This window comes from Pectobacterium sp. S5, from assembly GCF_051707265.1.
GTDB lineage: Bacteria > Pseudomonadota > Gammaproteobacteria > Enterobacterales > Enterobacteriaceae > Pectobacterium > Pectobacterium polare.
In genome coordinates this window covers 15,925-31,966 of record NZ_JAULSZ010000005.1, presented here as the reverse complement: position 1 = coordinate 31,966, position 16,042 = coordinate 15,925, and the positions used below count along the sequence as shown (strand labels likewise).

Here is a 16,042-nt window from a genome sequence, read left to right as displayed (position 1 = left end):
TACGCACCGCTTTTCGTCTGCGCTCACTTTACCCGCACTAACTCAATATCACGCCAACGGCGAACAGAATGTTGGTTAGCAGCGCACCTTTCACTGTTTTTTCCAGCATTGGACGCATGCTGAATGCGCTGGTTTCACGCAGCACATAGCGCGCCTGCTGAATCAGCAACGGAAGCGCCAGAATAAAGAGCCAGCCCGCCAGGCTGTGCAGATAAAACGTCGCAAACAGACCGAGACAAACCGGTGCCAGCAACAGCAGCATCGTGTGGTAGAAGCGCGCTTTTTCCGCCCCAAGACGCACGGCCAGTGTGTTCTTTCCGCTGATGCGATCGTTGTCGATATCGCGCAGGTTGTTGATGTTCAGAACCGCCGTCGCCAACAGACCGCAGGCCGTCGCTGGCAGCATCACGATGCTGTCGAAATGCCCAGTTTGCAGGTAATACGACCCCGCGACGCTGAGCCAGCCGAAAAATATCAGCACCGAAATATCGCCAAGCCCGATATAACCGTAGGGCTTGTTGCCAACGGTATAGGTGATGGCGGCGAAAATCGCCAGCAGCCCCAGAATCAGGAAACCAAAGATATCCGCTGGCTTTTCACACGCCAGAATCACCAGACTCACGCCGGAAATGATGGTGAGCGCTACGGTTACCATCAGCGCATTGCGTAGCTGCGTCAGCGTAATCGCCCCAGTCTGGATGCCGCGCAACGGCCCGATGCGTTCCTCGGTATCGCTACCTTTTATCGCATCCCCATAGTCGTTCGCCAGATTGGAAAGGATTTGCAGCAGTCCGGCGGTTAACAACGCCAGTAATGCTACGCCCGGTTTAAAGCTGCTATGCCAACTCGCGATCGCCGAGCCAGTGACGATGGACGCAAAAGCTAATGGCAACGTTTTTGGACGCAGGCTATCCAGCCAGGCTTTGGTTTTGCTGCTATGGGTCGATAAGGTCATGGTGTGCTTCAATTTTATTGACGATTCACTGGTGTGAATCATCCGTTTATAAACAAGAAAAGTCAGTGATGGCGGCGTCAGAAACAAAAGTGGGAGGCCAACGCCTCCCACTTTATCGTTAATCGTGCGATCCGCGAAAACGGATTATAAGATAAATCGACTCAGATCTTCATCTGCTACTAATTCATCCAGATGATTACGTACGTAATCTGCGTCAATGGTAACGCTTTGACCGTTCATTTCGCTGGCGTCGTAAGACACATCTTCGATTAAACGCTCCATCACGGTATGCAGACGACGCGCACCGATATTCTCGGTGCTTTCGTTGACCTGCCAGGCGGCTTCGGCAATACGGCGGATACCATCAGCAGTGAACGAAATATTCACGCCTTCCGTCGCCATCAGCGCTTTGTACTGCTCGGTCAGCGAGGCGCTCGGTTCCGTCAGGATGCGCTCGAAATCTTCCGTCGTCAGCGCCTGCAACTCTACGCGAATCGGCAGACGCCCCTGCAATTCTGGAATCAGATCGGACGGGCTGGCAACCTGGAACGCACCGGACGCGATAAACAGAATGTGGTCGGTTTTGACCATGCCGTGCTTGGTGGACACGGTGCAGCCTTCGACCAGCGGCAGCAGGTCGCGCTGAACGCCTTCACGGGAAACATCCGGGCCGGAGCTTTCGCCGCGCTTACAAATTTTGTCGATCTCATCGATGAACACGATACCGTGCTGCTCAACGGCTTCAATCGCCTGCTGTTTCAACTCTTCTGGGTTCACCAGCTTGGCGGCTTCTTCTTCTATCAACAGCTTGAAGGCGTCTTTGATTTTGACCTTACGGGCTTTCTGCTTCTGTCCTGCCAGATTCTGGAACATGGACTGGAGCTGGTTGGTCATTTCTTCCATGCCCGGAGGTGCCATGATCTCTACGCCGACGGGGGAGGCAGCGAGGTCGATCTCGATCTCTTTGTCGTCCAACTGGCCTTCACGCAGTTTCTTGCGGAATGCCTGACGCGTCGCTGATGGCTCCTGCGTGCTTTCGGCTTGTCCCCAGTTGTTTTTCGCGGGGGGAATCAACACGTCCAGAATACGGTCTTCCGCCATCTCTTCCGCACGGAAGCGATTTTTTTCAATCGACTGATGGCGCACCATTTTGATCGCGGAATCTGTCAGATCGCGGATGATGGAGTCAACTTCCTTACCCACGTAGCCGACTTCGGTGAATTTGGTGGCTTCCACTTTGATGAACGGCGCATTGGCGAGCTTAGCCAGACGACGAGCGATTTCGGTTTTACCGACGCCGGTCGGGCCGATCATGAGAATATTTTTAGGCGTCACTTCATGACGAAGTGCTTCGTCCAACTGCATGCGGCGCCAGCGGTTACGCAGCGCGATGGAAACGGCACGTTTCGCTTTATGCTGGCCGATGATATAGCTGTCGAGCTCGCTGACTATCTCGCGCGGGGTCATTTCAGACATAGTTGATCCTTACGCCTTGGAGGCTAATTCTTCTATCGTGTGGAACTGATTGGTGTAGATACAGATGTCGCCAGCAATCCCCAGAGATTTCTCGACGATATCACGCGCACCCAGCTCAGTGTTTTCCAGTAAAGCACGCGCGGCAGCCTGTGCATAAGGACCGCCGGAACCAATCGCGATCAGATCGTTTTCAGGCTGCACGACATCACCATTACCAGTAATGATCAGCGAGGCATTTTCGTCCGCAACGGCTAACAGGGCTTCCAGCTTGCGTAGCATACGGTCGGTACGCCAGTCTTTCGCCAGCTCGACGGCAGCTTTCACCAGATGACCCTGATGTAATTCCAGCTTGCGCTCAAAAAGCTCAAAAAGGGTGAAGGCATCCGCCGTGCCGCCTGCGAAACCAGCGATGACGCGGTCATGGTAGAGGCGACGCACTTTACGCACGTTGCCTTTCATCACGGTGTTGCCCAGAGTGGCTTGTCCATCACCGCCAATGACCACCCGGCCGTTGCGGCGTACGCTTACAATTGTTGTCACGAGTCAGTCCCCGTTTGAAGAAAAAGATCCCCGCATGATTCGGGGCACATTGATTTTATAGATGGGGGAAAGCGTGGGGTTTTTCAACCCCCGCTGGCAAGAGGAATACAGTTTGATGCGCCCGCGCCTTTAAGACGTTGGAGCATGCTGTCTGCGGCAGCCCGATTGTTATAAGGCCCCAGCATAATACGGTTCCAGCCGCCGTTAGAGGTGATGCGGCTTTCGATACCCGCAAACGCCAGCTGTGCTCTCACTGATTCGGCAGGGTCCATGGTTTTGAACGAGCCACACTGAATCGCCCAGCGTTGGACTTTCTCAGCTTTTGGCGCTTCAGGCTGTTTAACCGGCTGTTGCTTCGGCGCTTCCTGTTTTGGTGCTTCTTGTCTTGGAATGTCTTGTCTTGGAACCACAGGCGCCGCTTGCGTGACTACAGGCGCTCGCGTGGTGGGCTGCGTCGTCACGACAGGTGGCTGCTGCATCGATTGGGTCGGTGGCTTAATCGTCACCTGCGAGCGCGGAACCTGCGTCTGGTCGTTATACGGCACTTCGGAAAGCTGCGTTGGCTGACGACGCATATCAGATTGCATCTGCTCCAGCAGCTGGCGCTGTTCGTCCGTCAACTGCACTGGCGACTGAATCTCGCCACCCGCGGAAGGCTCTGTTGGTGTCGTAACGCCCAACTGACGGTTTTCCAGTTCTTTAATGTAGCGCCAGCGTTCTTCCGGCTTGGGTGGCAGTCCGTTACCTTTGCCCACATTCTGATGCGGCAGGACGGGGGAATCGTCGGGTTTATTGTGGGCGATAAAGTACAGACCGCCTGCGAAGGTGACCAAAACGGCAACAGCGAGTGCGACCATCGTTTTGGACGCGCCTGAAGCGTTGCTTTTTTTCCGGCTATTTGTCGTTTTCCGACGCGTTCCTGATGAACGTCCCCGGCTCACGTAGTCTTTTTGTGCCACTGTCGTTTCGCTGTGAATTGATAGGTAAATAATATAATTAGGGGGTCATGTTACTGAACCCTCAAATATTTGACCAGCACCTGAAGTCTTAAAGCCTGTTACGGGCGTAATTCGGTGCGGCGACGCTGTCGCGTATGACCAGCTCACTGGACAACAGACGGGAACCGCTTTGTACCGTGTTACCTTGCAACTGCTCTAAGAGTAGCAGCATTGCCTCGCGTCCGATCTGATAACGAGGCTGGGCGACAGAAGTCAGAGGCGGCCAGCTGTACTGCGCCTGTTCGATATCATCGAAACCGATAACGGAGAGATCGCGCGGGATATCCAGCCCCATCTTTCTGGCCTGCGCCAGCACGCCCAATGCCATGAGGTCGCTATGACAGAAGACCGCGCTGGGCGGCTGAGGATGTTGCATCAGCGCAATCAGGCCGTTAATCCCGGTTTCGTAGGTGAAATCGCCCCGAAAGATATACTGGTTATCGATAAGCATCCCGTTGCGGCGCAGAGCCTGAATGTATCCCTGGAGGCGATATTGACTCAGATGCATGTGCTCTGGACCGGCAATGCAGGCGATGCGCTGATGACCCGCCTGATACAGATAGTGTACGGCTTCAAAGGCGGCGGTCAGGTTATCGATATGCACGGTGGGCAGCGCCAGATCCGGCGAGAACTCATTCGCCATCACCATCGGTGGCAGATTACGCTGCTCTTCCTGGCCTGCGTCAAACGGCAGATTGGAGCCGAGTAACACCATGCCGTCGATCTGCTTGGTAATAATCAGGTCGACGAAGGTTTTTTCTTTCTGATGCTGGTGAGCGCAATCACCAATCAACACCAGATAGCCGTGTTCGGCCGCTGCTTCTTCGATCCCGCGAAATATTTCGGAGAAATAAGGATCGCAGATATCCGGGACGATCGTCAGGATCGTGCGCGATTCGTTACGCTTGAGATTCCTGTTGAGTGCGTGAGGCGAATAGCCAACGGCGATGACGGCCTGCTCGACCTTCCTACGGGTGGTCGCAGAGACTTTCTCTGGGTTCATTAACGTTCGGGATACGGTCGCGGTGGAAACACCCGCTTCATCCGCCACGTCTTTCATCGTCGCCGTGGTGACGCCTTTCTTCTGCTTCAACGCTTTTCTCCTTGCGTCAGCGTTAACTGGCGCTGACTGTCAGCAGAACGCCCTTGTCTACTGACTTTCTATGATTACGGGTAACGCTTTTCGGCGCAGTCAGCCAACTGAATGGCACTCTATCTGAGTGCACGACATGGTCAGGCCCCAGCATATGGCCTGCGCAGACAGTGATAACAGATTGAACGCAGGTTTTGTTGCTTAATTTGCACAGAAAGTGTGATGAATATCGTGTTCTCGACGCCGATCGCAAAAAATGAGTGGTAAGAAACCGAAATGATCTAACAGGAAGCGCTAACCGTCCGTGGGGTCGACATCCAGCATCCATTTTACTTTACGCGCCTGCGGCAGCGTGCCGATTAGCGTCAGTGATGTTCTGACCAGTTTCTGCAATAGCGCTCTGGAGGGGTGCTGTAGCAAGAGCTGCCAGCGGAAGCGTCCCGCGCGTTTGGGTTGTAAAGCGGGCACTGGGCCCAGCAGCCAGAGTGATTCATCCCGCAGCGGGCTCGCTTCCAGCAAATTACGCAACTGCTGGAGGAATAACGCGGCCTGCTGGTTATCGTGATCGTCAGCGCGGAAGAGAATATGACTGGTAAACGGCGGCAGAAAAACGCTTTTCCGTTCAGTCAGCGCCTGGCTGGCAAAGGCATCGTAGCCCTGTTGCAGCAGCGTTTGTAATAGAGGATGTTCCGGGTGGTGAGTTTGTAGCGCCACTTCGCCCGCCTTGCCTGCACGTCCTGCACGACCCGCCACCTGAGTGTAGAGCTGCGCAAAACGTTCGGCTGCGCGGAAGTCGGCAGAGAACAGTGAACCGTCTACATCCAGCAAAGCCACCAGCGTCACGTCAGGAAAGTGATGTCCTTTCGCCAACATCTGTGTGCCGATGAGAAGACGCGCGCCGCCTTGCCTGACCTGCGAGAGCTGCTGCTCAAGCGCCCCTTTACGGCTGGTGGTGTCGCGGTCGATGCGGGTGATCGGGACATCAGGAAAGATCGGCGCAAGACTTTGTTCTAACTGCTCGGTACCCAGACCGACGGGCACCATATTGGTCGAACCGCAGCCGGGGCACTGTTGTGGAACCGGACGCTGGCTGTCGCAGTGGTGGCAGCGCAACATCTTCTGATGCTGATGGTAGGTATAATAGTGATCGCAGCGCTGACACTCGGCAATCCAGCCACATTCGTGGCACATCACCACGGGGGCGAACCCGCGCCGATTGAGGAACAAAATAACCTGATTATCGTTCGTCAGATGGTGGCGGATACGGGTGATCAGCGGTTGGGATAACCCGGCCGTCAGCGGCAGCCCTTTCAGATCGATGACGTGCTGTTTGGCTAGCGCGGCATTGCCCGCTCTTTTGGTCAGATTCAAGCGTCGATACTTGCCGATCTGGACGTTATACAGCGTTTCCAGCGCGGGCGTCGCCGTCCCCATGACGATGGGAATGTCTTCTTCTCTGGCGCGGAAGACCGCCAAATCACGGGCGTGATAGCGCCAGCCTTCCTGCTGTTTGTAGGAGCTGTCGTGTTCTTCATCGATCACGATCAGCCCTAAACGGGCAAAGGGAGTAAATAACGCCGACCGCGTTCCGATAATGATGGCGGCTTCACCGCTGCGGGCGCGTAGCCAGACGGCGAGGCGTTCGCTGTCGTTGAGTGCCGAGTGCAGCACATCCACCGGTGCATTAAACCGTTCGCGAAAGCGGGCGATGGTTTGCGGCGTCAGGCCAATTTCCGGCACTAATACCAGCGCCTGTTTGCCCTGTGCCAACACATTTTCCAGCACGCTGAGATAGACTTCGGTTTTGCCCGACCCGGTGATGCCCGCGAGCAGCCAGGCGGCAAAGTGGTTATCTTCGCTGCGGATCGCGCCGACGGCAGTAGCCTGTTCGGTATTCAAACGCAGTCGGTCGGTTGCCAGACTAAAGCTCTGACGCCAGTCGTGAAGCGTTTGCTCTGCGGCCTGTAATTCGCACAGCCCTTTGCTGCGCAGCGCCTGCAACGCCGTCTCCGTCAGCCCGATTTCGCTCACCTGATGGCGATAAAGCGGCGACTGAAGTAAGGCCGCCAGCGCCTGTTGTTGTTTCGCGGCGCGTTTGAGCGTGCTGAGCGGCGTCGCCCGGCCCTGCTCGGTGGCAAACCACTGCCAGAGCGGCGCGCGGTGTGCAGGTTTCCCCTGACGCAGTAGTATCGGCAACGCGTGGAACAGGACTTCGCCAATCGGATAGTGATAGTACTCGACGGCCCACAGCAAAATGCGCCACAGGCTAGGTGGGAACAGCGGCTGTTCGTCCAGCACGTCGTGCACGGGTTTTAATTGCTCAAGCGGGAGTTCGCTGGTGTTGCTCAGCGCGGTAATAATGCCGATCGCTTTACGGTGACCAAAGGAGACGCTGACGCGCGCGCCGACCTGCGGAGCGATGCCTCCTGCGGGTAGCAAATAATCGAATGTACGTGCCAGCGGCACGGGCAAAGCGACCTGAGCGACAGACATAGCTTCTCCGTGGTAGTCGACGTGATTTGCGTGGCGATCAATGACATAACCGAGCGGTCTGTATCATGCGCGACGCGGGGTGAAAATAACGCAAGGCGCTAGTGTACATGCTGCGAGGGATAATGTGTGGATGCGATTGCATCAGGGTAGCGGATTCTGTATGATTCGCCGCCATTATGCTGTTCGCGAAAATCATTGCGCCGTTTGCATAATGAAACTTACTTATACAACTTTCGTGTGGTGTCTGGCGGAACAGGGCTGGATAGCGACACGGCCTTAACAGAGGTTTCCCCATGAAAAAAGGTATTCACCCGAATTATTCTGCCGTTACTGTAACTTGCTCTTGCGGTAACGTGATCAAAACCCATTCTACTGTGGGTCGTGACCTGAACCTGGACGTTTGTGGCGAATGCCACCCGTTCTACACCGGCAAACAACGTGATGTTGCAACTGGTGGCCGTGTTGACCGCTTCAACAAGCGTTTCTCCGTTCCAGGCGCTAAAAAATAAGTTCTACTGGCCAATTGGTACAGTAACTTTCTGCAAAGGCACCTCTCGGTGCCTTTGTTGTTTCTGGTGGGTCAGTGCTGTTCATCGTGAAGACGAGATTCGCTCTAATGCTGCCTGCGCGAGAAAACCTGAGCGGCTTTTAAATTCAGGATTACTTGCCACGCAACGATCAATTCGGTCAATCAGCGACTTAGGCAGTGTAACGTTAATTTTTTCTGAACCGCCCATTAAACGCGTCACATCGATATCAACAACCGCCCACGTGTACCCAGCGTATTCTGCGCTTTTTGCCAATTGGCCTACTGATGACACGGCGGGAATATCCTGACCCATCTCGATCAGCAGTTCGATATGTCCGGTAATCGCCTCTTTAGCATTCGCGATGGCATCATCTAGCGTATCGCCTGCAGAAAAACAGCCCGGTAGATCTGGCACGGTTACACCGTATGCATGGGTATCGTCGCCTGCTTCAATTGCAATGGGATAAAACATAATTCAGCCTCTTCGAGTCAGCGATGATCATATTCCTGCTTGTTTCCTGATGCTTTTTACCGTACCTATCGGTAAATCCTTCCAGTTAGATAACCCCAATAACTCCATCTGGCAATGTCTTGGGGTTATTGGAGTTATTTTAAGTATACATCTTTCATCCCTGCTGACGTTTTACCAGCATTCCCAGAACGAAGAGGCCGCCCAATCCCGCGGTAATAATCCCGATGGGCAATTCCTGAGGGGCCAGTAGCTGCCGGCTGAGCCAATCGCCGCCGCACAGCAGTATCGCACCCAGCACGGCGGTCATCGGCAGAAGCTTCTTGTGCAGTACACCGCTCAACGGGCGAGCCAGATGGGGAATCATCAGGCCGATAAAACCAATCACGCCAGTCAGCGCGACCAGCAGAGACGTGGCGAACGCGCAGCAGATGAAAATTTCCACTCGTACGCGAGACAGGTTCACCCCCATTGAGGCGGCTGTTTGCCCGCCAGCGAGCAGGGCGTCGAGCGCGCGCCAGCGCAGGGCGGTAAGGCCGAATAGCAGCAGGACGCTGAACACCGCAAAAGGTAACGTGTCCCAACGGGCAAGGCCCAACCCACCCAGCGACCAGAAAAGAATCGAGCTGGCGGCCCGCTGATCGCCGGAAAACACCAAATAATTTGTCAGCGCGCCGAACAGAAACGAGATTGCCAATCCGCAGATAATCAGGCGCTCTGCGCCCCGCGCCTGTTGCAGCAGAAACAGCACGGTCACGGCGACAGCCGATAAGATACCGCCGCAGAAGGCTGCCATCGGCAACGCCCAGTCACCGAGTTGCTCACCAAAGCGGGTGATGACGGCGACCGCACCTGCGGAGGCGCCGGCAGACAGGCCAAACAGAAACGGGTCTGCCAGATCGTTGCGGGTTGCCGTTTGCAAAAAGGCCCCGACCATCGCTAACCCCGCGCCGCACAACGCTGCCAGCAGGCTGCGGGGAATACGCAGTTCCAGAATGATGCGTGACGTCATCGGCGAGACGTCCGCCGCCGATAGTCCCAACACGCTGGCGACCTGCTTGAGGGGGATCGTCGTGCTGCCTGTCGCAATATTTAACAGCATCAGCCCAGCCAGTATCAGCAGCGCGATAACGAAGGTCACGGCATAACGTGAAGACGTTGGGCTCACTTAAAGGCATCCGGGTAGAGTGCGTGCGCCAGTTTATCGACGGCAGCGATATTCGCCGGTCCCGGCGTGAGCTCTGCATATTGCAGCTTTAGATAGCGATGCTGTTGTACGGCGGGGGTAAATTTCATCAGCGGATGTGATTCCAGAAAGCGTCTTAACGCATCTGCACCGTTGCCTGTCTGGTAATCCAGCAAAATGATAAAGTCAGGCTCGCGTGCTGCCACGCTTTCCCACGATGTCGAAGCCCAGCTCGTCTCCATATCGTCCATCACGTTCTTGCCGCCCGCCGCTTCAATGATGGCGGTTGGCATGGCAAATTTCCCGCTGGTAAACGGCTTATCGTCGCCAGAGTCATACAGAAAAACCGTCTGCTTTGGCTGATTGCCAATACGGGTTTGCAGTTCGGCAATATGCTGTTTCCAGCCGTCAATCTGTTCCTGAGCCTGTTCCTGCTTACCGAAGATTTTCCCCAGTTTCAGCATGTCGCCGTAGAGCAGATCCATGCTGGCTCGCGGCCGCTGTTTCTGCTGTTCGGTGAAAACGCAGCTTTCGCTGAGTACCAGTGTCTGGATGCCGTATTTTTTCAGCGATTGCGGTGTGACTTCGCCACCGACTTTCATGCCGTAGTTCCACCCTGCAAAGAAGAAATCCGGGTGTACGGCCAGCAGGTTTTCCAACGTCGGATATTTTGCTGCCAGTTCAGGGATCGTGCCCTGCTGCTTGATAAAGTCTGGGGGCGCTTTATACCAGCCAGTGATCCCCGTCAGCCCGACAATATCTTTTTGCAGCCCAAGTGCAAACGCCATCTCCGTCATGTTCAGGTCATGAATAACGGCTCGCTGCGGCGGCTGGATGAAGGTCAGCGGTTGCCCACAGCTGTCGACCGTGACCGGAAAACCTGAGGCGTGTACCCAGCATGACGTCAATGCTAGCAGTCCAGACAGAAGCGTTATTTTCATCATGGTTCCTTAGTGCAGTTCAGGGGCTTCAAAGATGCGAATAGGCGAACCGTTTATCGGATGTGGCACCGTAAAGCTCTCCATCCCAAATACGGATTTCACGCAGTCGGCGCTCAGCGCGTGTGCAGGCGTTCCCCAGCGGAGTAGCGATCCCTGCTGCAAAACAGCGACACGGTCGGCAAAGGGGGTGATCAGCGGCAGATCGTGCAGCACCGCCAGCGTTGAAATACCGCGTTTCCGCACGAGAGATAGCAGCTGTGCACGCGCCAATGGATCGAGATGGTTAGTGGGTTCATCCAACAGCAGGAGCTGCGGTGTTTGTGCAAAAGCACGCGCCAGCGCGGCGCGTTGACGTTCTCCACCGGAGAGCGTGCCCAGCAGGCGGTGGCGCAGCGGTAATAATCCGGTATCGTCCAGCGCTTCTTCGATGAGCTGGCGATCGTACGCAGGCGTGCTGAATCCGTGGTGGGGAATTCGCCCTAAGGCGACGTACTCCGCGACCCGCAGGCGCAGATCTGGTGCATCGTTCTGCGCCAAAATCGCGATGCGCTTTGCTCGCTCATGGCGGCTGAGTGTATTCAGCGGTTGCCCATTCAGGTAGATGTGCCCCGTCGTTGTGCCGAGCTCGCTGGTTAACACGCGTAGCAGCGTGGATTTACCGCTGCCGTTGGGCCCAACCAGCGCCAAACGTTCACCCGCCTGCATGGACAGCGAAATATCACTGAGCCTCGGCGCACGATTGGCATCGGCAACGGAAACATGGTGAAGCTGTAGCAGCACGGGTTTACTGGAGAGAAGCTCTGTCATGATGCGGGCATATCACCGTTATAGGTTAAAAATGATATGTTATAACATAACAAATTAAATGCAATCCCGATTCACAATGTGAGTGGAAGAGGAAGCGATCGGAAGAAGCGCGAGCGGTGGAGGTTCGAGGTTGTAGAGGTTAACGAAGAGTGATGTGTTGAGCGGGATGCACTGCATAGCAAAACCCCGCCGGAGAAGGCGGGGTTCGCTAGAAAATTGACAGCGTAAGCGCGATCAGTATTCCCACGTATCCGGGTCGATACCCATTTCACGCATGATGATTTTCGCGGCTTCAGGAATTTCATCGCTGCGTTCTTTACGCAGGTCTTCGTCATTCGGTAACGGTTGACCTGTGAACGCGTGCAGGAACGCCTCGCACAGCAGTTCGCTGTTGGTGGCATGGCGCAGGTTGTTCACCTGACGACGCGTGCGTTCGTCAGTTAGTATCTTTAATACTTTCAATGGGATAGATACTGTTATCTTCTTGACTTGCTCGCTTTTTTTACCGTGTTCAGCGTAAGGGCTGACATACTCGCCGTTCCACTCAGCCATGGGATACCTTAAAAATTAATCTAATGAAGACAGCATCTGTCATGAAATGCCACAATTCTAGCGGTTATTATGCTTATGCTCAATCTATACGCAAAGAAGTTTAGATGTCTAGATGTGTTGACGTCTATTAAAACTGCGTTTACTCTTAAGTTCCTATCTTTTCAGCCTCCAGCCAGGAAATGAGCCGATGACGCGTAAACAAGCAACGATCGCAGTCCGCAGCGGGTTAAATGATGATGAGCAGTATGGCTGCGTCGTCCCACCCATTCACCTTTCCAGCACGTATAACTTTACCGGATTCAACCAGCCACGCGCACATGACTATTCGCGTCGCGGTAACCCCACGCGTGATGTTGTGCAGCGTGCGCTTGCCGAATTGGAAGGCGGTGCGGGTGCGGTAATGACGAGCAGCGGGATGTCGGCGATTATGCTGGTTTGCACGGTGTTCCTGCGCCCCGGCGATCTGCTGGTGGCACCGCATGATTGCTACGGCGGCAGCTATCGTCTGTTTGACAGCCTGAGCAAGCGCGGCGCGTTTCGCGTCAAATTTGTCGATCAAAGTGACACCGATGCGCTCAACGCAGCATTGGCAGAAAAGCCGAAGCTGGTGCTGGTGGAAAGCCCGAGCAATCCGCTGCTGCGCGTCGTGGATATTGCCGCAATTTGTCAGGCCGCGCGTGAAGCGGGAGCGGTCAGCGTGGTGGATAACACCTTCCTGAGCCCGGCGTTGCAGAAGCCGCTGGAGCTGGGTGCCGATCTGGTGGTGCATTCATGTACCAAGTACCTGAATGGTCACTCTGACGTGGTGGCGGGTGCGGTGATCGCCAAAGATGCCGATACCATTACTGAACTGGCCTGGTGGGCGAACAATATCGGCGTTACAGGCGCGGCGTTTGACAGCTATCTGCTGCTACGTGGCCTGCGTACCCTATCGCCACGTATGGCGGCCGCTCAGCGTAATGCGCAACAAGTGGTTGAATTCTTACAGACGCAGCCGTTGGTGAAGGCGCTTTACCATCCTTCACTGCCGAACAATCCCGGCCATGATATTGCCCGCCGTCAACAATCTGGCTTTGGCGCTATGCTAAGTTTTGAGTTGGATGGAGATGAAGACACGCTGCGCCGTTTTCTGGCATCGCTGGAGCTGTTCACACTGGCGGAATCACTGGGCGGAGTGGAAAGCCTCATCTCTCATGCGGCAACGATGACGCATGCCGGCATGGCGCCAGAAGCGCGTGCCGCAGCGGGTATCTCTGAAACATTACTGCGTATTTCCACCGGCATTGAAGACGGCGATGATCTGGTTGCCGATCTGGATCGTGCGTTTCAAGCCGCAGCCAAGAGGTAAGAATGAGTGCATTAGGAGTAGCGCCATCGGTAACGGGCCGACAGCTGCATAAGTTTGGCGGTAGCAGTCTGGCCGATGTGAAGTGTTACCTGCGCGTAGCCGGTATTATGGCGGAGTATAGCCACCCCGGTGATTTGATGGTGGTATCTGCCGCAGGCAGTACCACAAACCAGCTGATTAGCTGGTTGAAACTGAGCCAGAGTGATCGTCTGTCGGCGCATCAGGTTCAGCAGGCATTACGCCGCTACCACAGTGAACTGATTGCCGGGCTTCTGCCTGCGCAAGAGGCAGAGGCGCTGACCGCTCAGTTTATCCGCGATCTGGAGCGTTTGGCTGCGCTGCTGGATGGCAAGATGACGGATGCCGTCTACGCCGAAGTGGTCGGGCACGGTGAAATCTGGTCGGCTCGCCTGATGTCCGCGGTGCTGAATCATCGGGATATGAATGCCGCCTGGCTGGATGCGCGCGATTTTCTCTGTGCGGAACGCGCCGCGCAGCCGCAGGTGGATGAAGGCCGCTCCTGGCCGCTGTTGCAACAATATCTGACGCAACACGCAGGTCAGCGTTTAGTGGTAACCGGTTTTATCAGCCGTAATGACGCGGGTGAAACGGTGTTGCTGGGGCGCAACGGCAGTGACTATTCCGCCACACAAATTGGTGCGCTGGCAGGCGTTGAGCGTGTAACCATCTGGAGCGACGTCGCCGGGGTATATAGCGCCGATCCGCGCAAAGTGAAAGATGCTTGCCTGTTGCCACTGCTGCGACTGGATGAAGCCAGTGAACTGGCACGTCTGGCGGCACCAGTCTTACATACGCGTACCTTACAGCCCGTTTCCGGCAGCGATATTGATCTGCAACTGCGTTGCAGCTATCAGCCTGAACAAGGGTCGACGCGTATTGAACGCGTGCTGGCCTCGGGGACGGGTGCCAAAATTGTCACCAGCCATGATGACGTGTGCCTGATTGAAGTTCAGGTTCCTTCTGAACACGATTTCGCGCTGCTGCAAAAAGAAGTCGAACAGCTTCTGAACCGTGCGCAGCTGAAACCGCTGGCGATCGGCGTTCATCAGGATCGTAACCTGCTGCAACTGTGCTACACCTCCGAAGTGGTGGATAGCGCGCTGCAACTGCTGGCACAGGCCGCGTTACCCGTTGAGCTCAACCAGCGCGACGGGCTGGCGATGGTCGCGATGGTTGGCGCTGGCGTGGGTAAAAACCCGCTGCACAGCCACCGTTTCTATCAGCAGTTGAAAGATCAGCCGATTGAATTTGTTCGCCAGGCCGATGATGGCATCAGTTTGGTGGCGGTGCTGCGCGTTGGTCCGACGGAGCATTTGATCCGTGGGCTGCACCATTCGCTGTTCCGGGCAGAAAAACGTATCGGGTTAGTGCTGTTTGGCAAAGGGAATATTGGTTCACGCTGGCTGGAACTGTTTGCACGTGAGCAGAGCAATCTGTCTGCACGTACCGGTTTTGAGTTTGTGCTGGCTGGTGTGGTGGACAGTACGCGCAGCCTGTTGAACTATGATGGACTGGATGCCAGCCGTGCGTTGGCTTTCTTCGAAAGTGAAGCGCAAGAGCGGGATGGTGAAGATCTGTTCCTGTGGATGCGTGCACATCCCTTCGATGATTTGGTAGTGCTGGACGTCACCGCCAGTGAATCGGTCGCCGATCTGTATCTGGATTTCGCCAGCTATGGTTTCCACGTGATCAGCGCTAACAAACTGGCGGGTGCATCCGGCGGCAATAACTATCGCCAGATCCGCGACGCGTTCGCGAAAACGGATCGTCACTGGCTGTATAACTCGACCGTCGGCGCAGGGTTGCCGGTCAACTTTGCGGTACGCGATCTGCGAGAAAGCGGTGACAGTATTCTGGCGATTAGCGGGATTTTCTCCGGCACGCTTTCCTGGCTGTTCTTGCAGTTTGACGGCACTGTACCGTTCACCGAACTGGTCGATCAGGCTTGCCAACAAGGGCTGACCGAGCCGGATCCGCGTGTTGACCTCTCTGGTCAGGACGTCATGCGTAAGCTGGTGATTCTGGCGCGTGAAGCGGGCTATGACATCGAACCGAGTCAGGTTCGGGTTGAGTCGCTGGTGCCGCCGGGCTGTGAACAGGGTTCTGTCGATTACTTCTTCGAGAACGGCGATTCGCTGAACGAGCAAATGCTGCGCCGTCTGGAAGCGGCACAGGAAATGGGCTTGGTTCTGCGTCACGTCGCACGCTTTGACAGCAATGGTAAAGCGCGCGTGGGCGTTGAAGCAGTTCGCCCCGATCATCCGCTGGCCTCGCTGCTGCCGGGTGATAACGTGTTTGCGATTGAAAGCCGCTGGTATCGGGATAACCCGCTGGTTATCCGTGGGCCGGGCGCGGGGCGCGATGTCACTGCTGGTGCGCTTCAATCTGACCTAAACCGTCTGGCGCAGTTACTGTAAATCTGCTGTAAGCGCAACCTACCGTTGGCCGTCTCCGCGTATGGGGAGATGGCCAATACTCAAGAGACTCATTCCCTCGTTTCCCTTCTCGCTAAAAAATTTCCACCGCTATTTTCCCCATCAGTCGTGTCATTGAAATGTCACAGTGACAACACGCCACTGACACGATGTCACCGCACAATCAGCGCATTGTTTGATTATCGTGGAATGCACAGCT

At 55.4% G+C, this 16,042-nt stretch carries 14 protein-coding genes; 3 read left to right on the top strand and 11 right to left on the bottom strand.

The features are described 5' to 3' along the window. Nucleotides 1-37: 37 nt before the first annotated feature. From QWJ20_RS17345 to priA, 6 genes are all read right to left on the bottom strand, one after another. Nucleotides 38-955: a 1,4-dihydroxy-2-naphthoate polyprenyltransferase gene (locus QWJ20_RS17345; protein WP_095700921.1), complete on the bottom strand. Its 918-nt coding sequence runs from the start codon at nt 953-955 to the stop codon at nt 38-40. 144 nt (nt 956-1,099) lie between these two features. Beyond that, nucleotides 1,100-2,431 (bottom strand): HslU--HslV peptidase ATPase subunit, encoded by a 1,332-nt coding sequence (gene hslU / locus QWJ20_RS17340; protein ID WP_039486802.1) that lies wholly within the window; start codon nt 2,429-2,431, stop codon nt 1,100-1,102. A 9-nt stretch (nt 2,432-2,440) separates the two neighbouring features. Then, complete coding sequence (gene hslV / locus QWJ20_RS17335; protein WP_039486803.1) at nt 2,441-2,971, bottom strand: ATP-dependent protease subunit HslV; 531 nt, start codon at nt 2,969-2,971, stop codon at nt 2,441-2,443. A gap of 83 nt (nt 2,972-3,054) precedes the next feature. Continuing rightward, a complete protein-coding gene (gene ftsN, locus QWJ20_RS17330; protein ID WP_433993100.1) occupies nt 3,055-3,930 on the bottom strand; it encodes a cell division protein FtsN in 876 nt (291 codons plus the stop codon). 88 nt (nt 3,931-4,018) lie between these two features. Then, nucleotides 4,019-5,062: a DNA-binding transcriptional regulator CytR gene (cytR, locus tag QWJ20_RS17325; protein WP_095700919.1), complete on the bottom strand. Its 1,044-nt coding sequence runs from the start codon at nt 5,060-5,062 to the stop codon at nt 4,019-4,021. Nucleotides 5,063-5,356: 294 nt separating this feature from the next. Further along, nucleotides 5,357-7,555, bottom strand: a complete 2,199-nt coding sequence (priA, locus tag QWJ20_RS17320) for a primosomal protein N' (RefSeq protein ID WP_224072941.1) — start codon at nt 7,553-7,555, stop codon at nt 5,357-5,359. Between the two features lie 293 nt (nt 7,556-7,848). On the opposite strand from priA, the gene rpmE reads away from it, so the two are divergent. Next, nucleotides 7,849-8,064: a 50S ribosomal protein L31 gene (rpmE, locus tag QWJ20_RS17315; RefSeq protein ID WP_010281510.1), complete on the top strand. Its 216-nt coding sequence runs from the start codon at nt 7,849-7,851 to the stop codon at nt 8,062-8,064. Nucleotides 8,065-8,145: 81 nt separating this feature from the next. Here the strand turns inward: rpmE and QWJ20_RS17310 are convergent, their stop codons facing one another. The 5 genes from QWJ20_RS17310 to metJ all read right to left on the bottom strand — a co-directional run bounded on the left by QWJ20_RS17310 (nt 8,146) and on the right by metJ (nt 12,039). Next, on the bottom strand, nt 8,146-8,556 hold the full coding sequence (locus tag QWJ20_RS17310; RefSeq protein WP_240584267.1) for a type II toxin-antitoxin system HicB family antitoxin: 411 nt from the start codon (nt 8,554-8,556) through the stop codon (nt 8,146-8,148). 154 nt (nt 8,557-8,710) lie between these two features. Then, nucleotides 8,711-9,721 carry a FecCD family ABC transporter permease gene (locus tag QWJ20_RS17305; protein ID WP_433993099.1) on the bottom strand — a complete coding sequence of 337 codons (1,011 nt, stop codon included), beginning with the start codon at nt 9,719-9,721 and terminating at the stop codon, nt 8,711-8,713. Beyond that, the gene (locus QWJ20_RS17300) at nt 9,718-10,680 is read right to left on the bottom strand and encodes an ABC transporter substrate-binding protein (RefSeq protein WP_433993098.1); all 963 of its coding nucleotides are present in this window, start codon (nt 10,678-10,680) and stop codon (nt 9,718-9,720) included. The genes QWJ20_RS17305 and QWJ20_RS17300 overlap by 4 nt, the downstream gene beginning before the upstream one ends. Before the next feature lie 9 nt (nt 10,681-10,689). After that, nucleotides 10,690-11,487 carry an ABC transporter ATP-binding protein gene (locus QWJ20_RS17295; protein ID WP_433993097.1) on the bottom strand — a complete coding sequence of 266 codons (798 nt, stop codon included), beginning with the start codon at nt 11,485-11,487 and terminating at the stop codon, nt 10,690-10,692. A gap of 234 nt (nt 11,488-11,721) precedes the next feature. Further along, nucleotides 11,722-12,039, bottom strand: coding sequence for a met regulon transcriptional regulator MetJ (metJ, locus tag QWJ20_RS17290; RefSeq protein ID WP_005973355.1), 318 nt, complete (start codon nt 12,037-12,039; stop codon nt 11,722-11,724). Nucleotides 12,040-12,226: 187 nt separating this feature from the next. On the opposite strand from metJ, the gene metB reads away from it, so the two are divergent. Both metB and QWJ20_RS17280 read left to right on the top strand, forming a co-directional pair. Next, nucleotides 12,227-13,387, top strand: a complete 1,161-nt coding sequence (gene metB / locus QWJ20_RS17285; protein ID WP_039281157.1) for a cystathionine gamma-synthase — start codon at nt 12,227-12,229, stop codon at nt 13,385-13,387. Nucleotides 13,388-13,389: 2 nt separating this feature from the next. After that, nucleotides 13,390-15,825, top strand: a complete 2,436-nt coding sequence (locus QWJ20_RS17280) for a bifunctional aspartate kinase/homoserine dehydrogenase II (protein ID WP_109412968.1) — start codon at nt 13,390-13,392, stop codon at nt 15,823-15,825. Nucleotides 15,826-16,042: the final 217 nt, after the last annotated feature.